At 65.2% G+C, this 17,239-nt stretch carries 13 protein-coding genes; 9 read left to right on the top strand and 4 right to left on the bottom strand.

What is annotated here, in order from left to right; genetic code table 11:
- Positions 1 to 88 precede the first annotated feature (88 nt).
- The 3 genes from JG747_RS30715 to JG747_RS30705 all read left to right on the top strand — a co-directional run bounded on the left by JG747_RS30715 (position 89) and on the right by JG747_RS30705 (position 4,656).
- The gene (locus tag JG747_RS30715; protein ID WP_202360681.1) at positions 89 to 1,717 is read left to right on the top strand and encodes a DUF882 domain-containing protein; all 1,629 of its coding nucleotides are present in this window, start codon (positions 89 to 91) and stop codon (positions 1,715 to 1,717) included.
- A 139-nt stretch (positions 1,718 to 1,856) separates the two neighbouring features.
- Positions 1,857 to 3,251, top strand: a complete 1,395-nt coding sequence (locus JG747_RS30710; protein ID WP_202360680.1) for a multicopper oxidase family protein — start codon at positions 1,857 to 1,859, stop codon at positions 3,249 to 3,251.
- 88 nt (positions 3,252 to 3,339) lie between these two features.
- The gene (locus tag JG747_RS30705; protein ID WP_202360679.1) at positions 3,340 to 4,656 is read left to right on the top strand and encodes an NAD(P)H-dependent oxidoreductase; all 1,317 of its coding nucleotides are present in this window, start codon (positions 3,340 to 3,342) and stop codon (positions 4,654 to 4,656) included.
- A gap of 4 nt (positions 4,657 to 4,660) precedes the next feature.
- Here JG747_RS30705 and proC read toward each other — a convergent pair whose 3' ends face one another.
- From proC to JG747_RS30690, 3 genes are read right to left on the bottom strand one after another with little or no spacing between them, the layout of a single operon-like run.
- A complete protein-coding gene (gene proC / locus JG747_RS30700) occupies positions 4,661 to 5,476 on the bottom strand; it encodes a pyrroline-5-carboxylate reductase (protein WP_038652107.1) in 816 nt (271 codons plus the stop codon).
- Between the two features lie 60 nt (positions 5,477 to 5,536).
- On the bottom strand, positions 5,537 to 6,883 hold the full coding sequence (locus JG747_RS30695; RefSeq protein ID WP_202360678.1) for an O-antigen ligase family protein: 1,347 nt from the start codon (positions 6,881 to 6,883) through the stop codon (positions 5,537 to 5,539).
- Positions 6,852 to 7,850, bottom strand: coding sequence for a glycosyltransferase family 2 protein (locus tag JG747_RS30690; RefSeq protein ID WP_202360677.1), 999 nt, complete (start codon positions 7,848 to 7,850; stop codon positions 6,852 to 6,854). The genes JG747_RS30695 and JG747_RS30690 overlap by 32 nt, the downstream gene beginning before the upstream one ends.
- A 171-nt stretch (positions 7,851 to 8,021) precedes the next feature.
- On the opposite strand from JG747_RS30690, the gene JG747_RS30685 reads away from it, so the two are divergent.
- Genes JG747_RS30685 through JG747_RS30675 form a run of 3 tightly spaced genes read left to right on the top strand, consistent with a single transcriptional unit; the run spans position 8,022 to position 10,905 of the window.
- Positions 8,022 to 9,194: a glycosyltransferase family 4 protein gene (locus JG747_RS30685; RefSeq protein WP_069091303.1), complete on the top strand. Its 1,173-nt coding sequence runs from the start codon at positions 8,022 to 8,024 to the stop codon at positions 9,192 to 9,194.
- Positions 9,191 to 9,985, top strand: coding sequence for a WecB/TagA/CpsF family glycosyltransferase (locus JG747_RS30680; protein ID WP_019860344.1), 795 nt, complete (start codon positions 9,191 to 9,193; stop codon positions 9,983 to 9,985). The genes JG747_RS30685 and JG747_RS30680 overlap by 4 nt, the downstream gene beginning before the upstream one ends.
- A complete protein-coding gene (locus JG747_RS30675; protein ID WP_202360676.1) occupies positions 9,982 to 10,905 on the top strand; it encodes a DUF6492 family protein in 924 nt (307 codons plus the stop codon). The genes JG747_RS30680 and JG747_RS30675 overlap by 4 nt, the downstream gene beginning before the upstream one ends.
- A 128-nt stretch (positions 10,906 to 11,033) precedes the next feature.
- On the opposite strand, the gene JG747_RS30670 is transcribed toward JG747_RS30675, so the two are convergent.
- Positions 11,034 to 12,329, bottom strand: coding sequence for a lipopolysaccharide biosynthesis protein (locus JG747_RS30670; RefSeq protein ID WP_038644617.1), 1,296 nt, complete (start codon positions 12,327 to 12,329; stop codon positions 11,034 to 11,036).
- Between the two features lie 199 nt (positions 12,330 to 12,528).
- On the opposite strand from JG747_RS30670, the gene JG747_RS30665 reads away from it, so the two are divergent.
- From JG747_RS30665 to JG747_RS30655, 3 genes are all read left to right on the top strand, one after another.
- On the top strand, positions 12,529 to 15,078 hold the full coding sequence (locus JG747_RS30665) for a GumC family protein (protein WP_202360675.1): 2,550 nt from the start codon (positions 12,529 to 12,531) through the stop codon (positions 15,076 to 15,078).
- Positions 15,079 to 15,260: 182 nt separating this feature from the next.
- Complete coding sequence (gene folD / locus JG747_RS30660; RefSeq protein WP_019860340.1) at positions 15,261 to 16,160, top strand: bifunctional methylenetetrahydrofolate dehydrogenase/methenyltetrahydrofolate cyclohydrolase FolD; 900 nt, start codon at positions 15,261 to 15,263, stop codon at positions 16,158 to 16,160.
- A 7-nt stretch (positions 16,161 to 16,167) separates the two neighbouring features.
- Positions 16,168 to 17,187 carry a GlxA family transcriptional regulator gene (locus JG747_RS30655; protein WP_010914105.1) on the top strand — a complete coding sequence of 340 codons (1,020 nt, stop codon included), beginning with the start codon at positions 16,168 to 16,170 and terminating at the stop codon, positions 17,185 to 17,187.
- Positions 17,188 to 17,239 lie beyond the last annotated feature (52 nt).

Raw genomic sequence — 17,239 nt, 5'->3', positions numbered from 1 at the left:
GCGAAGCCTGCGTGTCCAGGGTTCGAAAAGAAGGCTCCGCCTCCGGCGAAGTCGTCAAATCGCCCGAAACAAGAACAATGTGCAAGGCATGAACGTGACTGAAAGCGAACAGAACGCGCCCGGCGCCTCCCATCGTTGGACATGGTTGCCGGCCATTGTCGTCGCGTTGCTTTGCCTGTGCGTCACCAGTGCGTTCGCCGAGACGCGCGCCTTGAAGATCCAGCATCTCCATACCGGCGAGAAGGCCGAGATCGTCTTCAAGCGCAACGGGCGCTACGATCAGGCGGGATTGAAAAAGATCAATTTCATGCTGCGCGACTGGCGCCGCAACGAGCCGACCAGGATGGATCCGCGCCTGCTCGACCTCGTCTGGCAGGCCTATCGCGCCAGCGGCTCGAGCGGCTATATCCATGTCGTCAGCGCCTATCGCTCGCCGGCGACCAACGCCATGCTGCGCAGCCGCTCGAAGGGCGTGGCCCGGGAAAGCCAGCACATGGTCGGCCGCGCCATGGATTTCTTCCTGCCGGATGTGCCGCTGAAGAAACTGCGCGACATCGGCCTCAGGATGCAGGGCGGCGGCGTCGGTTATTATCCGACCTCCGGCTCGCCTTTCATTCACATGGACGTCGGCAATGTGCGGCATTGGCCGGGCATCAGCCGCCAGGAACTTGCCAGGGTCTTCCCGAACGGCAACACGCTGCATGTGCCGAGCGACGGCAGGCCGCTGCCCGGCTACGACCAAGCGCTTGCCGCCTACAAATCGCGCAAGACCGCCGGCACGCCCAACATCGAGCTGGCAACCGCCGACGGCGGTCAGCGCAAGTCGCGCGGCCTGCTGGCGACGCTTCTGGGCGGTCGCGGCGCCGACGAGTCCGGGGATATCGTCGAAGCCGCACCCGCGCCACGCAAACCGGCCAAGTCCGTTGAACCCAAGACCGCGGGGCAGGGCATCGCCGTCGTGCCGCCGCAGGCAGCCCAGCGGGCGGACATCCAGATGGCTTCCGCCGGTGCGGCCGAAGAACCGCTCGCTGAGCAGAAGGGCAAGACGCCGGAAGCGATCGTCATGGCCATGGCGCCCAGCGCGGTGCCGTTGCCCGCCTTCGCCCCGCGCGCCGTTGCCACGGCCAGCATTCCGGCCCCGCAAACCGCGCCGTTCGCGATGGCTCGCGCGTCCACGGCGCAGGCCGAACCCTCCGTGACCAAGCCGGTGGTGGCCAATGCCGAAATGCCCTTGGGCAAGACGGAAGCCGCTGCCGCGAGCGCGCCGGACGTGGTGGCGCTCAACGCCCCCTTGCCGACATGGCGGCCGCAGACTGAGGCAAGCCTGGCGCGTCAGCCGGAAGCGGTCAAATCCGCCGATGCCGTCGCTGCCTTGCTGGCCATGCACCATCCCGATGTCGTCCTTGATGGATCGGCCGCTCAGCGGGTTGCCGTTCCGGCACCGAAATCCGAGGATCGTGTCAGGACCAGCCCCAAGGCCGATCGTGTCCAGCCACGCCTCGATCCCGAGGCCACCGCCGTGATTGTGCCCGTGGCGGAGCGCGGCATTTCCGGGGGAACCGGCGCGGCAGCGGCGCCCGTCATTGCAGCCAATTTCATCCGCACGGCCCCGCAGCAGGTCTATCTCGACGGATTCCAGCCGCGGGGACAGACGTCGGATCACCGCCGCTTCACAGGTTCCGCCGTGAAATTCCTGCCCATCGCCAGTTTCAAATAGGGGGCTAAGGCTTCCGAGCGGATGCCACCCGTCGCCATGGCATTGGCCAGACGCCGTGTGCCAATATCGGCATTTGCACTGGTGGCTCGCCCGTGATCCAAGGCGACGATAAATCCAGGCTTTGCATTTGGAGCGCTGAATGACCGGATGGACACGCCGCGGGCTCTTGAAAACGGCCGCCATCGCTGGCGCAACCGGAGTGGGGCTCTCGGCCATCGGCAGGCTTGGCAGCCTCGCCGCCGCCAGCCCGGAACCGGTGGTGCTGCAGACGGCCAAAATCCAGGCCAGGCTGATGGATATCGGCCCGACCAACAATGTGCTGACCTATGGCAATGCCGGAATGCCGCCAGTGCTGAGGATGAGGAAGGGCGAACCCTTCGCGGCGCGCCTGGTCAACGCCATCGATGATCCCACGACCATCCATTGGCACGGCATTCGCCTGCCCAACAAGATGGATGGAGTGCCCTTCCTGGTGCAGCCTTACGTCTACACCGGCGACCATTTCGACTACGCCTTCACGCCGCCCGACGCCGGCACCTTCTGGTATCACCCGCATTGCAACACGCTGGAGCAGATGGGCCACGGCCTGACCGGCGTGATCGTTGTCGAAAACCCGAACGATCCGAAATTCGAAGCCGAGTTCGTCCTCAATCTGCGTGACTGGCGCCTGGGCGACGACGGCCAGTTCATCGACCAGTTCCGGCCGCGCGACGCCGCGAAAACCGGCACCTACGGCACCGTGCGCACCGCCGACTGGCTTGACCAGCCGCAATATGACGCGCCGGCCGGAGGCCTGGTGCGGCTGCGCGTGGCCATCACCGATGTCACCCGCATCTATGCCTTTCGCGTCGACGGCGCCGAGGCGATCGTGATGGCGCTGGACGGCAATCCGGTGCCCGAGCGTTTTTCACCCGATGCCTTGCTGCTTGGGCCGGGACAGCGCATGGAGCTCGCGATCCGCATGCCAGACCAGGAAGGCGCGGTGGTGAGCCTGCGCGATGTCAGGGGCACCAGGCCCAAAATCCTGGCGACCGTGCGGGCGACGGGCAGTTCGCTCAAGCGGGATTTTCGCGACGTTGCGCCGCTGGAGGTCAATCCGGTGGCGGAGGTCGATCTCGCCGCCGCCCAGCACATTTCCCTGGCGCTCAGCGCCACGGCGGAAAACGTCCCGAGCGACGGCATCTGCGGTTCGCTAGGCTACAGTTTCTGGGCCATCAACAAGGTGCCGTGGCCAGGCGATACATCCGATCCGACCGCGCCGCTGGCCGAACTGAAGCTTGGCAAGAGCTATGTCATCGACATGGAGAACCTGACGCCGCAATCGCATCCGATGCATCTGCACGGCATGAGCTTCAAGGTGCTGTCGTCCTCGACGCGGCCGGTGCAGCCGCTGATTTCCGACACCTATCTTATCCAGCCCAACGAGAAGGTTCAGCTCGGCTTCGTCGCCGACAATCCCGGCGACTGGCTGCTGCACTGCCACATCATCGAGCACCAGAAATCGGGCATGACGAGTTACGTCAGGGTGGTCTGAAGCCAGGTTCGAACGGTTTCGTTGGCAAAAGCGGGTGGTTCCCTGCTATTGCCGCATCCAAAATCAAGAAACTGTGGACATCTCACGCATGACCAATGTCGCCTTGACCGGACTTGCCCGCGATCTCGCCAGCCGTGCCGCCGACGGTCGTCCGGTGCGCATCGGTGTTATCGGTTCGGGCGAGATGGGAACAGACCTCGTCACGCAAGGCATGCTGATGCCAGGCATTTCGGTCTGCGCCGTCTCCACCCGGCGCCCGCACACCGCGCGTGATGCCATCCGCATCGCCTATGGCGACGAGGCGATGGCAGTCGAGGCAGACGCGGCGTCGAAAGTCACCGCGGCCATCGAGGCAGGAAAGATCGCCGTCACCTCGAACGAGCTGCTGGTCACCAATCCACTGATCGACGTCGTCATCGACGCCACGGGAAAACCGGGCGTCGCCGCCGATTTCGACCTGATGGCGATGGAGCATGGCAAGCATCTGGTGATGATGAATGTCGAGGCCGACGTCACCATCGGGTGCTATCTGAAGCAGCAGGCCGACCGGCTTGGCGTCGTCTATTCGGTTGGCGCCGGCGACGAGCCGTCGAGCTGCATGGAACTGATCGAGTTCGCGTCCGCCCTCGGCCTGACCATCGTCTCGGCCGGCAAGGGCAAGAACAACCCGCTCAACCACGACGCCATGCCCGACGACTATCGCGAGGAAGCGATCCGCCGCAACATGAACCCGCGCATGCTGGTCGAGTTCGTCGACGGCTCCAAAACTATGGTCGAGATGTGCGCCATCGCCAACGCCACCGGGCTGGTGCCCGATGTGCCCGGCATGCATGGCCCGAAGGCCGACCGCGACGATCTCGTCAAGGTGCTCGTCCCGCGCGAGGATGGCGGACTGTTGTTGAAAAAGGGCGTCGTCGACTACACGATCGGCAAGGGTGTGGCGCCCGGTGTCTTCGTCATCGTCGAGGCCACACATCCGCGCATCATCGAGCGCATGGACGATCTGCATATCGGCCATGGTCCCTACTACAGCCTGTTCCGGCCCTATCATCTGACATCGCTGGAAGTGCCGCTCACCGCTGCCCGCATCGTGCTTTCCGGCAAGCCCGACATGGTGCCGCTGCCAAGGCCGGTCGCCGAGGTCTGCGCGGTCGCCAAGCGGGACCTGGCGGGCGGCGAGACCTTCGATGCGATCGGCGAGACCTGCTACCGTTCCTGGACGATGACCGTCGGCGAAGCCCGAGCCCAACGCGCCGTGCCGGTCGGCCTGCTCGAGGGCGGCAAGGTGCTGAAACCGGTCAGGAAGGGCGAACTGCTGACCGCCGACAACGCCGCGCCCGACCAGACGACGAGGCTGTTCGCCTTGCGCCGGCTGCAGGACGAGATGCTGTACGGGGCGTACTGAGCGCTTACTTCCCCAACTCGATCGATCGCAGCCGCGCCGCTTCCACGGCCTGCGTCAGCAGGTTGGTCAGCCGGTCTTCGCCCATCAGCACGCCAAGCGCCGCAGCCGTCGTGCCGTTCGGGCTGGTCACCTGCTGGCGCAGCACGCCCGGTTCCTCCTGGCTTTCGGCGGCCAGCGAGGCGGCCCCATAGACCGTCTGCATGGCGAGCAGCCTGGCGGTTGCCTTCGGCAGGCCCGCCTTCTCGGCGGCCACGGTCAGCGCTTCGATGAAGTGGAAGATGTAGGCCGGCCCGGATCCCGACACGGCGGTCACCGCATCCATCAGACCCTCGTCGTCGATGGTGGCCACTTCGCCGCTGGCCGACAGCAGGTCGGCGACAAAGCGCTTGGTATCATCCGAGACGAGCGGGTTGGAAAACACCACCATCATGCCCTTGCCGATGGAGGCGGGCGTGTTGGGCATGCAGCGCACGACAGGCGCGCGGCCGCCGAGGATGTCCTCGAAGGTGGCGACCGGCGTGCCGGCGGCGATGCTGACGAATGTGGTGCGTCCGTCGCCGAAACGCTTGTAGGCGGCGGTGACATCGCGGATCACCTGGGGTTTTACCGCGATGACGACAAGGTCGGGCACGGCGTCGCCCGGAATCTCACTGGCATCCGCTGATGTGGCGCAGCCAAGCGTTGCGGCGCGCTGGCGCAGCTCGGAATTGGGTTCGACCACGAAAACCGCCGAGGGTGCAAGCTTGCCGGATTTCAGCCAGCCCGAAAGCATGGCGTAACCCATATTGCCGCAGCCGGCGAGAACAAGCCTGATCGTCATCGAAAGCCCTCCGAAGGAAGGCTTTGACATAGACGCTCACGGTTCAGGGGGGAAGCCCCGTCAGGACGGACCGGGCGATCGCACGTTACGGTTGGAGCTACGCACTGGGATCGGCCGTAGCGACACCTGTCTCAGGCCAAGCACGCCGAGCACGAAGAACAGCCAGACCGGGTCGCCGCGATGGAAGAAGAAGCTTTCGAGGAAAGCGTTGAGCGCGGTGAACAGCACCACCATCATGAAGAAGTCGCCGAGATAGATGTTTTCCTTGCGCAGCGGAATGCGCATGTAGTCGCGCAGCGGCGCGATCAGGAAAGTATAGACCGCCACGCAAAGGGCGGGGATGCCCATCAACACGGCGATGTCGAGATAGCCGTCATGGCCGTGCACGATGGTCCTGATATCCCATGGCCGGTCGAAGGGCTGGTCCTGGTTGAGCAGCAGCGGCGTGCCCCAGAAGCTTTCATAGCCGTAGCCGGTCCATGGTTTCTTCGCCAGCATCGAGCCGGCGAACTCCCACAGCGTCGTGCGGCCGGTATAGGTCATGTCGGGAAAATAGATCGCCGCCAGATGCTTCACCGGCGGCAGGAAGACGATGCCCAGCGTGCCGACCGCGGTGGCGATGATCGCCAGCGTAAACAGGATCGGCGTGCCGAGCCGCATGCCCATCAGGCTCGGCAGAACGACGATCAGGATTGAGAACGGCACCAGGCCGGCGGTGGTCTTGGAGCCGGTGTGCAGCATGAAGATCATCGCGGCGCAGAAGATACCCGCGCCCCACCAGCGTTGCCCGCGCCGGTAGAGGTAGAGGCCGGCGAAACTGAAGCAGGCCATGATCGGGCCTGCGATGTTCTTGTGGGTGAACACGCCGCGCCACAGGCCCGCATGTTCGGGCTCCTGGGAATCGGCCGTGTGCAGCGCTTCGTGCGGAAAGACGATCAGGCCGACATAGGAGAGGCCCATCACCACCACGGCGGTGAATATGATGACTTTCGAGAAGGACTCGACATCGCGCGGCAGCGCCAGGATCGTTGCCATGGTCAGGATGCCGATCATGGTGAAGGACGCGGCGCGCATCGCCGAGGGCGGGTCGGTCGCCAGCACCACCGACAGGAAGAAGAAGCCCAGCATCAGCCCCCAGGACGGGCTGAACAGCGAGCGCACGATGCGCGGATCGGCGAAGGCCATCAGCGAAAAGATCGAAATGGCGCCGAGCGAACCGAAGCCGAGCTGATTGACGATGTCGCCGCCGTCGCCGGCGAGTTCGGCGCCTGCCGGCTGGAACGGGCGGAAGGACACCATGATGACGGTGAACAGCAGTGCGGCGACGGCCGTCGCCACGCCGTCGCGCGTGAACGCGTCGCTGAGCGGGGCGCGCTCAGTTTTTCTCGGGCTGGCGATACTGCTCATTGGCATATCCGAATTCGGCCAGCACGCGGCCGAGCGCCACATGGACGGGGTAGATGGCGATCGCCGGCGATCCTGTGCGCGCCAGCCGGACCAGGCCACGAAACGGCGCGGCGGCCAGCAGCGCCAGGCTTTTCGCCAGCACCCTGGCGCCGGCCAGCGGCGTGCCGGCGCGCTTCTTCTTCTCGACCAGCGTCGAGATCACGCCGTTGCGCAGGCTGCGGGCCCGGATCCAGTCGGGCTCGACGCGCCGCGCCGGGACGGTCTCGCGAACCTTGGCCTCGGCACACCAGCCGAGCACAAAGCCCTTCTGCGCCGCACGGCTGAGAAAGTCGGAATCGCCGCCGCCCATGAAGTTGAATCTGAGATCGAGGAAGGGCGGCCCCATGGCGATCAGCACGTTGCGCCCGACCAGAAGATTGCCGGACGAATAGAGCGCCGGCACGCGCCCGGTTTCCCGGTAGGGCGGCGCGAACACCGGATGCTCCGCCCATCTTGCATGGACAGCGTCTGCGAAGACAGGCACTTGCGGGCCGCCGACAATATCGGCGCCGAGCGTCTCGGCAGCCGTGCACATGCGTTCCAGCCAGTGCGGATCGGCGATCTCGTCATCGTCGATGACCAGCAGATGCCTGAAGTTCGGAAAGTGCAGCATCGCCGTCTGCCAGCCGGCATTGTAGGCGCTGCAATTGCCGCGCTCATGCGCGATGATGACCATGCCCGGCATCCCGCCACGCTCGAACAGCGGCAGCACCGCCTTGGCGCCTTCCCGCGCCTCGGCTTCGTTCTCCATGACGATGACGGCAAAGCGCCTGCCGGTCCGCTGCGCGCGCAGCGAAACCAGCGTTTCCAGCACCTGTTCGGGCCGCTTGAAGGTAGGCAAGGTGACGACCGCTTCGACAGCCTCGACGTTAAGCCGGGGAGACCGTCCAGCGATCGATACCGAACCATCCGATGGCAAAGGGATCATCCGTGTCCAGCCACATGGTGAGTCGCGTTCTGGTAGCACCACGGTGATAAGGTTTCGTTAATCACCTTGCACGGAGAGGCCCGTCGGGCAGGGGCTTTCGGCCGTTGATTGTGCTCGCTTAATCAAGGGTTCACCGCGCTTTGCTACCGGCTACACCACAGGATAGGTGAGATGCATCTGCTGTTCGCCACATCGATCGTGCCCGACGGCGCTCTCGCCTCGGGCTACGAGATCGCCAATGCTGCGATCATCGCTGCGTTGCGGCGGGCCGGCGCGCGCGTCACGGTCATCGGTTTCACCTGGCCCGGGAAGGCCGCGGCCGACCCGGAAAACACCGTTGTGCTGGGTGCGATCGACGTGCGCACGGAAAGCGCCTCGGCGCCGCAAAAGCTCGCTTGGGTCGGCAAGGCGATGCTGTCGGGCCTTACCTTCGCCTCGGTCAAGCTGCGTGCGGTATCCGAGCACGAAGTGCAGGCCGCTCTCGAACAGGCCGGGCCGTTCGATGGCTATGTGCTGAATTCCGTCCAGTTCGCCGGCGCCTTCGAAAAGCTCTTCGAAGACAAGCCTTCGATCTTCATCGCCCACAATGTCGAGCATCTCTCGGCGCGGGAGAACGCGGCTGCTGCCGCCGGCCCCTTCCAGCGCCTGCTGTTCCGCCGCGAGGCAAGGCTGCTCAAGGTCGTGGAAGAGCGTCTCTGCCGCCGCGCACGCTATGTCTTCACGCTGGCCGAGGAAGACCGGGCGGCACTCGGTGTCGCTGCCGCCGACCGATCGGCGGTGCTGCCGCTGGTGACCGGCGCCGAGGCGCCAACCCGGAACGGCCCGCGCCGGATTGAATGCGACGCTGCCCTCATAGGCACCTGGACCTGGCAGCCGAACCGCATTGGCCTTGACTGGTTCCTGGGCAAGGTGGTGCCGCATCTGCGGCCCGATTTCCGCATCCGCATCGCCGGCCACGTGCCTTCGGGCGTCACCTCGGCGCATCCGGGCGTTGAGTTTGTCGGCCGTGTCCCGGATGCCAGGGCGTTCGTGTGCGGCGCGGCCGTCGTCCCGCTGATCAGCACCGCCGGCAGCGGCGTGCAGCTGAAGACCATCGAGACCTTCGAACTCGGCCTGCCTTCGGTCGCCACCAGCCGCTCATTGCGCGGCATCGACCATCGCCCCGACAATTGCGTCGTCACCGACGATCCGGCCGGCTTCGCCAGGGCCCTGGAGGCCGCGGCCGCCGATATCAGGGACGTCGATGGCGGCGCGTTCCGTCATCGGCAGGTCAAGGCGCTGGATGTCGCCATCCGGCATGGCTTGGAAAAACTCGGGGCCGTCAGGCAGGAGGTGTTTGCATGAATATGCACACCGCCCGCGCGGCCTTCGGGCTCGACAGCTTGAAGAGGATCCTCGGCATCTCCGTGCTCGCCATCCGCTGGGACGATGCCATCGCCCTGCTTGCCCGCCTGATTGCCGAGCGGCGCTTCACCAAGGTCAGTTTCCTCAACGCCCACAATGCCAACATCGCCTATTCAGACCCGGTCTTCGCCGAGGCGCTCGACGATTTCCTCATCCTGCCGGACGGCATCGGCGTCGATCTCGCCGCGCAGCTTCTCTATGGCGCGCCCTTTCCGGACAATCTTAACGGCACCGATTTCGTGCCGGCCTTCCTGCAGGCCTCGACGCGGCCGCTGACCGTCGGCCTGCTTGGCGCGACGCGTGTCAACGCCGAGGCGGCGTCGGTCAAGCTCGCGGCCCTTGCCGTGCAGCACAATTTCGTGGTCATTCATGATGGCTATTTCTCCGCCGCGCAGGAGCCGGAGATCATCGGCCGGATCGCGGCGCTGCGGCCCGATATGCTGCTGGTCGCCATGGGCGTGCCCCGCCAGGAACTGTGGATCGCCCGCCACATCGACGAACGCCACTGCACGATGCCGGTCGCGGTCGGCGCACTGCTCGATTTCCTGAGTGGCTCGGTGCCCCGCGCGCCGCTGTGGATGCGCCGCATGCGCCTGGAATGGCTGTTCCGGCTGGCGGTCGAGCCGGGCCGGCTCTGGCGCCGCTACGTCGTCGGCAATCCGGTGTTCCTGTGGCGGGTCGTCAAGCAGAGATGGTCGCGCGGCGCCGAAACGGCCGGAGAGCTCCGTTGAACAAAAGGTTCGTTCCAGACGCTCTCGTCGGCCCGGGCCTGTTGCCGGAGACGCCGACGGCGGCGGTGGTGACGGCGAGCTACGCGCCGGATTTCGAGCGCTGCCGCCTGTTGTGCGAAACGCTTGAACGGCATGTTTCCGGCGCCGCGCACCACTACATCCTGGTCGAACACCGCGACGTCGCGCTTTTCCGGCAGCTGGAGACCAACCGGCGCACAGTTGTCGACGAGCGTGACCTGCTGCCGCACTGGCTGCGCGCTTTCGACGATCCGCTTAGCCTGTTCCGCCGGCGTGTCTGGTTCAGCCTGAAGACGCAGCCGCTGCGTGGCTGGCACGTGCAGCAGCTGCGCCGCATCGCCATCGCGGCGCATGCCCGGGAAGACGTTCTGGTCTTCTGCGATTCCGACGTCGTTTTCCTGAAGGCCTTTGACTGCGGCGCCTTCTGGCGCGACGGCAAGGCGCGGCTGTTCCGCCGCGACGGCGTGCTTGCCGATGACGGTCACGACGAGCATCGCATCTGGTCGACCAATGCGGGTTCCGCGCTCGGCATCGACCCGTCGCGCGCGTCGGCCCACGACTATATCTCGACGCTGATCGCCTGGCGCCGCGACACCGTGCTTGCCATGTGCGGCCAGATCGAGAAGGCCCATGGCCGCGCCTGGGTCGAGGTGGTGGGCTCGGCGCGCAGATTCTCCGAATGCATGATCTATGGTCGCTATGTCGACGATCTGCAGGACGGTGCCGGCCACTTCCACGGTTCTGAGGAATTCTGCCGCGTCCACTGGACGGGAGAGGCCTTATCGGACGACGAGTTTCGCCGCTTCGTTGCCGGCATGGCGCCGCAGCAGGTGGCGATCGGCATGCAATCCTTCATCGGCACCGATATCGGCCGCATCCGTCGTCTGATCGGGCTGGGTTAGCCTGAGCAGGAATTCAGGTCAGGACGAGCCGAAAACAGTGGCTTCCGAGAACCGGAGCGGAGCGTACTACTGTACGTGAGCACCGGAAGCGCAGGGAGCCGCTGTTTGCAGGCCGGCCTGACCTGAATTCAGATTGCTTTCGCCGGCCTGCGCAGCGCCGAATAGGTAAGCAGCATCGAGGCGAGATAGAGCAGCAGGAAGACGATGTTGAGCGACAGCACCAGCGTTGACGTATCGGTGATGGTGGTTAGCACATAGGTCAAAAGCAGCGCCTTCAGGGCGGCTAACAAGCCGAGATTGAGCGCCCGCACCGCCGTCTGGCCGCGCGCGAACAGAAGCTCCGCCTGGTATTCGACCAGATTGCGCAATCCCGGAACGCAGATTGCCAGCGCCACCAGCGGCGCGGCCTCGGAGACGTTCCTGCCGAGGGCGTTGGGGAAGAAATGCAGCACGATGCCGAGCGCCAGCAGCGCCAGCGTCGAAACCAGGAACACGCCGCCTTCTATGCCGCTCTTGACCGCCAGCCGCGACAACAGGTCCGGCGCGCGCATCATGCGTTGCACCAGCATCATCGAGAAGGTGCGGATCGGGATCGCGGTCAGGTCGACCAGCCGCATGATGATGGCATAGATGCCGGCCAGATGCGGGCCGCCGATCGCCAGCACCAGCAGCTTGTCGAATTCCGATTGCAGGTAGAACAACACTTCCGCGCCGGCGACGTAGATGGAATCGGCAAGCCGCCTGAGATAGAGCTCGATGCGCAGCCGCAGTCTTTGGCGCGGATAGAACCAGCCGAAAGCCAGAACCAGCGAGGCGGCGTTGGCGCCGATATAGAACCACGACCACGCCCAGATGCTGTGTTGCGCCGAGACCATGAACAGCACCGCGCCAAGCGCCCGCAGTGCCGTCGCCATGATCGCCAGGATCGCAGCGCGGCCGAACTTGCCCAACCCATTGTTGACGATCAGCGCCACCTCGACCGGCCGCCACAACAGCGCTTCGGCAAACACGATCGCCGAAAACACCGACAGCGGCACGGTGCCGGCGAAGAAGATCAGGTAGACCCCGAACGAGGCCAGCGTCAGGAGCGGCAGCGAAACGACGCCGAGCAGCAGGAAGCCGGCCGTGAAGGTGCCGATCAGATTGGGGCGGATGGTGGCGGTGCGGTAGAGCGCCGAGATGAAACCGAAGGCCAGGATCCGCGACAGCATCACGCCGGCCGCCGAAGCGGTGGCGAACATGCCGAATTCGGAGATCGACAAAGTGTTGGCAAGGGCGATGAAATAGGCCAGCGAAAACACCAGTCGCCCGCCGGCGCCGCTGATCGCCGAAAAATAGTCGCGCACCAGCCCCCGTCGCTCGGCCACGAAAGTGCCGATCCGGGCGAAAGTGCGCCTTTGCGGTATGCCGCGAGCTTCGGTCATGTGCCGGGAAGCCATAGGCGGGAAAGCTTAACGTGCCGTTCTGAGGCCCGAAGGCGCTGAAATTCCGGCACTTGAGGTTATGGAAAGCTTACACGCCGGCCTGCCGAAATTAACCTTTTGTTTCCTATGCTTGTTTAGCGTGGCTTAACGAATAGCCGACCGCCGCTGCCCAGCGGCCAAAGAGTGAAGCTCCAAGACAATGGTCGACAGGGAAAACCGTGAAGACTGGAGGCGCGAGCGTTCGTTGCTGGCGCTCGGCCAGGCCATGCGCGGTGAGGACGACGCATCCCTGGTCTCGATAGGCGATCGCGCGGATTCGGCATGGCGCGAGGATGCCGCCACGCGCCATCGCCTTGCCCGTTCACGGCGCGAAGCGCGGACGAACCCAACGCCGTCCGCCGCCGCCGGAACAGAACGCTTGCGGCCAGAGCGGGAAGCGGCTGCACAAGACGACGCCTGGCGCTCGCAAGAGGACGCCGACAATCTGCAGCCGGCCATGCCGGATTCAAGGCAGTCCGCTGGAGAACCTTCCGGCAGCACTCGCTCGCATGACACGGCCGGATCCCGCCAGGCAGGCGAGCCCAATGCATCCTTTGACGATCGCAGGGACGATCAACAGTGGAAGCCGCTGATCGATCCGATGCAGGTCGTGCGTGGCATTGCCAGGTCGAAACTGCTGATCATCACCACCACCCTGATAGGTGCCGGGCTCGGCATCGCGATCGCGCTGTCGACACCGAAGAAATACGAATCGATGACCGAATTGGTCGTCGATCCGCGCGACCTGAAACTTTCGGACCGTGACCTCACCCAGATGGCGGTTGTTCCCGACGCGACACTCGTCAATGTCGAAAACCAGATCAGATTGCTGACCTCGGGCACGGTGCTGGGCAAGGTCGTCAACAAGCTCAATCTCGCCGACGATCCGGAGTTCAATGGCCAAGGCTCGGGCGGCCTGGGCGCCATGTTACTGATCCGCTCGATCCTGTTGCGCCACGACGGACCAGGCGGTGCCGATGAACCGCGTCGCCTGTCGCTTGCCGTCGGCAATCTGGCTGAAAGCCTTTCGGTCGAGCGCGCGGGCAAGACCTCCACGATCATGATCGGCGTCACCACCCAGAACGCCCAGAAATCGGCGCGCATCGCGGAAACGATGACGGATGTCTTTCTGCAGACCTCGGGTGAATTTCAATCCCTCACCGCCGGCCGGGCCAACAACGAATTGACGGCAAAACTCGAGGAGATGCGCAAAAGCGTCGAGGCGGCCGAGCGCAAGGTCGAGGATTTCAGGGCCACGCACGACCTTGTCGACGCGCAGGGCCACCTGATCAGCGATGATCAGATGCTCAAGGTCAACGAGCAACTGTCGGTTGCTCGCGCGCGTACGGCGGAACTGAACGCCCGCGCTGCCTCCGCCCGCTCGATCAATGTCAATTCGGTGCTTGGCGGTACTTTGCCGGAAGAAATCAATTCCAACACGATGAGCGATCTGCGCGCGCAATATGCCACGCTCAAGCAGGAGGCCGATCGTGCCGCGGTCCGGCTGGGTCCGCGCCATCCCGAACTCCAGGCGCTCAACGCGCAGCTGGCCGGCGCACGCGATCGCATTGCCGCGGAACTCAGCCGCATCGCCTCGTCGCTGCAGGTTGACCTGAAACGCTCGATCCAGGTCCAACAGGACCTTTCGTCCCAACTGGCGCAGATGAAGGTCCGCAGCGGCGACGTCAACAGCGACCTGGTCTCGATGCGCGAACTGGAACGCGACGCCGCGGCCAAGCGCTCGGTCTATGAACAATATCTTCTGCGCGCCAAGGAGATTGGCGAGCAGAAGGGTATCAATACCGCCAATATGACCGTCATCTCGCCGCCCTCCATTCCGCTCGAGCCGAACGGTCCATCGCGGGTCGTGATGGCGCTTGCCGGCCTGTTCCTGGGCTTTGCCTCCGGTGTTGGTCTCGGTGCCATGCGCGGCGCCTATGAAAGCCTGCGCGAGACCGCCACATCGCGCTCGCGCCGCGACCGCAAGGCGCCTGTCGAAGACCAGGCATTCCGGGCAGCACCGCCGCCCGCGTCGCCAATGCCGGCAGCGCCCGTGCCGCCGGTGCCACCCCCGCCACCAGCACCGCCACCGCCCTTGGCACAGGCCGAAGCCGCTCCCGCCAAGCGGCCCGGGCGGGTCGCCGCGCTCATGGCGAAATTGCGCAATGCTCTGTCCCGCAAGCCATCCACTGAGGCGGACGATGACAGCGGATTCGCCGCCTTTGGCGACAAGGCGCGGCCGGCGGATGCTGCTATGCCCTCCGGCTTCCCGAATCCGGATGCCGCCTTCATGCCGCGGTCGTCGGACTACTCGCGGCCGCCTTTCCCGCCAGGCTTCGATGCCACCTACTCCCAGCCGATGGGACCGCCGTCACGGTCGCCCCTGATGCCGCCACTGCCGATCTATCCGGCTCCGCCGCCCTATCCCCCTGCATTACAGGCCGGCTCGATGCAGCCCTGGCAGGCGCCGCCGCCTGCAGGTTACCCCTATACCCAAGCCATGGCGCCCTATGCCGGGCACATGCCGTATCCGCCGCAGCCCGCGCCGCCGCAACCACCGGCCTATCCACCGCAGCCATCGGTGGAGCCTTCGCCGGTTGAGGAAGGCGCCGAACAGGCGCCGATCGAGGAAATTCGTGCCAGCCTGCGCGAATTCCGCGAGGCGGTCCGCGAACTCACCGAGAGCCGCGCCCGCCGCCGCTACTTCTGAGCCGCACGATACATCACCGAGGCCGAATAAAACCCTCCCGGTTTTCGCGTAAACGGCATTGGACGGCGCTTTGACGGGATTGCGTGCCGGAATTTTCGTGACAATGCCGCACTGCATGTTGCCGGCGCCGGGACATCGCGTCTCGAAAGCGGCGTTGCGCGAAACAGGGTTGAGGATGGTTCATGGCCGAAGTGATTGACGGAAAGAGCGTTGCCGAGGATGTGGTGCGGACGGTCAAGGCGTTGACCGCCGAGCTGGTCGCCAAGGGCAACGCCAAGCCTGGTCTGGCCGTGGTCATCGTCGGCGAGGATCCGGCCAGCCAGGTCTATGTCGCTTCCAAGTCGCGCACGGCCAAGGAATGCGGCTTTCATTCGCTCCAGCACACGCTGCCGGCCGAGACTTCCCAAGAGGCGTTGCTCAAGATCATCGCTGACCTCAACGCCGATCCGGCCATCAACGGCATCCTGGTGCAGCTGCCGCTGCCCGCCCATATCGACGCCGGCAAGATCATCCAGGCGATTGCGCCTCAGAAGGATGTCGACGGCTTCCATTTCATCAATGTCGGCAAGCTCGGCACGGGCGAGCTCGACACGGCCTTCGTTCCCTGCACGCCGGCCGGCTCTATGCTTCTGATCGAGCGCGTGCGCGGCAAGGACCTGTCCGGCCTCAACGCCGTCGTCGTCGGCCGCTCCAACATTGTCGGCAAGCCGATGGCCAATCTGCTGCTTGCCGCCAACTGCACCGTCACCATCGCCCACAGCCGCACCAAGGAACTGCCGGCGCTTGCCCGCACGGCAGACATCCTGGTCGCCGCCGTCGGCCGGCCGGAAATGATCAAGGGGGATTGGGTGAAGCCGGGCGCCACCGTCATCGATGTCGGTATCAACCGCATTCCCGCGCCGGAGAAGGGCGAGGGCAAGTCGCGCCTCGTCGGCGATGTCGCCTATGCCGAGGCGGCCAAGCAAGCCGGCGCCATCACGCCGGTGCCCGGCGGTGTCGGGCCGATGACCATTGCCATGCTGATGGCCAATACGTTAGCTTCTGCCTACCTTGCGGCCGGATTGAAGCGGCCCTCCTTCTGAGCCCGGGTTGACCCTGAAAGCGCCAGTTTTGCCGAACCCCACCATTTCCCCGGAACGGCCGGTCACGACTGATCCCGTTCAAGGTGGCCGGCAGTTCGCCTTCCTGCTGGTCGACAAGTTTTCCATGTTCTCGTTGGCCGCGGCGATCGACACGTTCCGGTCGGCGAACCGTCTGCTCGGCCGCGATTTCTATGGCTGGACCACGGTGTCGGCCGATGGCGATCCGGTGATGGCGTCCAACGGCCTGCCTCTCAAGATCGACTATGCCGTCGCCGACCTGCCGCCGGTCGACATCCTCTTCGTTTCGGTAGGGCTGACAACCGAATTTCCCGGCAAGAGCAAGGTTCTGGCGGCGTTGCGCAGCTGGGGCCGGCGCGGCAACGCGCTCGGCGCACTGTCGGTCGGGTCCTACCTATTGGCCGAGGCCGGCCAGCTCGACGGTTACCGCTGCACCATCCATTGGGAAAACCGCGCCGGCTTCATGGAGCGCTTCCCCGACATCAACTGCACCGGCAATGTCTTCGAGATCGACCGCAAGCGCTACACCTGCGCCGGCGGCACGACCTCGATCGATTTGATGCTGGAGATCGTGCGCGGCGATTTCGGCTCGAACCTCGCCAATGGCGTCGCCAACCAGTTCCAGCACGAGCGCATCCGCTCGGCCGGCGACCGCCAGCGCGTCGGGCCGGAACGCGATCTGACCGGCAAGTCGGAGAAGCTGAGGCGCATCGTCGAGCTGATGGCCGACCATCTCGACGAGCCGCTCTCGGCGGTGCAACTCGCCAAATCGGCCGGCCTTTCGGTGCGCCAGGTCGAGCGTCTGTTCCTGCGCCACCTCAACGTCACGCCGGGCCGCTACTACATGCGGTTGCGGCTGGAGCGGGCGCGCGAATTGCTGCGCCAGACCAACATGCCGATCCTCGACGTGGCGATCGCGACCGGCTTTACCTCGCACTCCTATTTCGCCCAGAGCTACCGGCTGCAGTTCGGCAGGCCGCCTTCGGAAGAGCGCCGCACCACCTACTGAGCCGGGGCTTCGGTCTGGCTCCAAGACGCCTGCTGCTCGGGCGATCCTGCCG

Origin of the sequence: Mesorhizobium sp. 131-3-5 (assembly GCF_016756575.1) — a bacterium.
Classification (GTDB): Bacteria; Pseudomonadota; Alphaproteobacteria; order Rhizobiales; family Rhizobiaceae; genus Mesorhizobium; species Mesorhizobium jarvisii.
The sequence above is the reverse complement of the archived record's forward strand: the minus strand, read 5'-3'. Positions and strand labels throughout refer to the sequence as shown.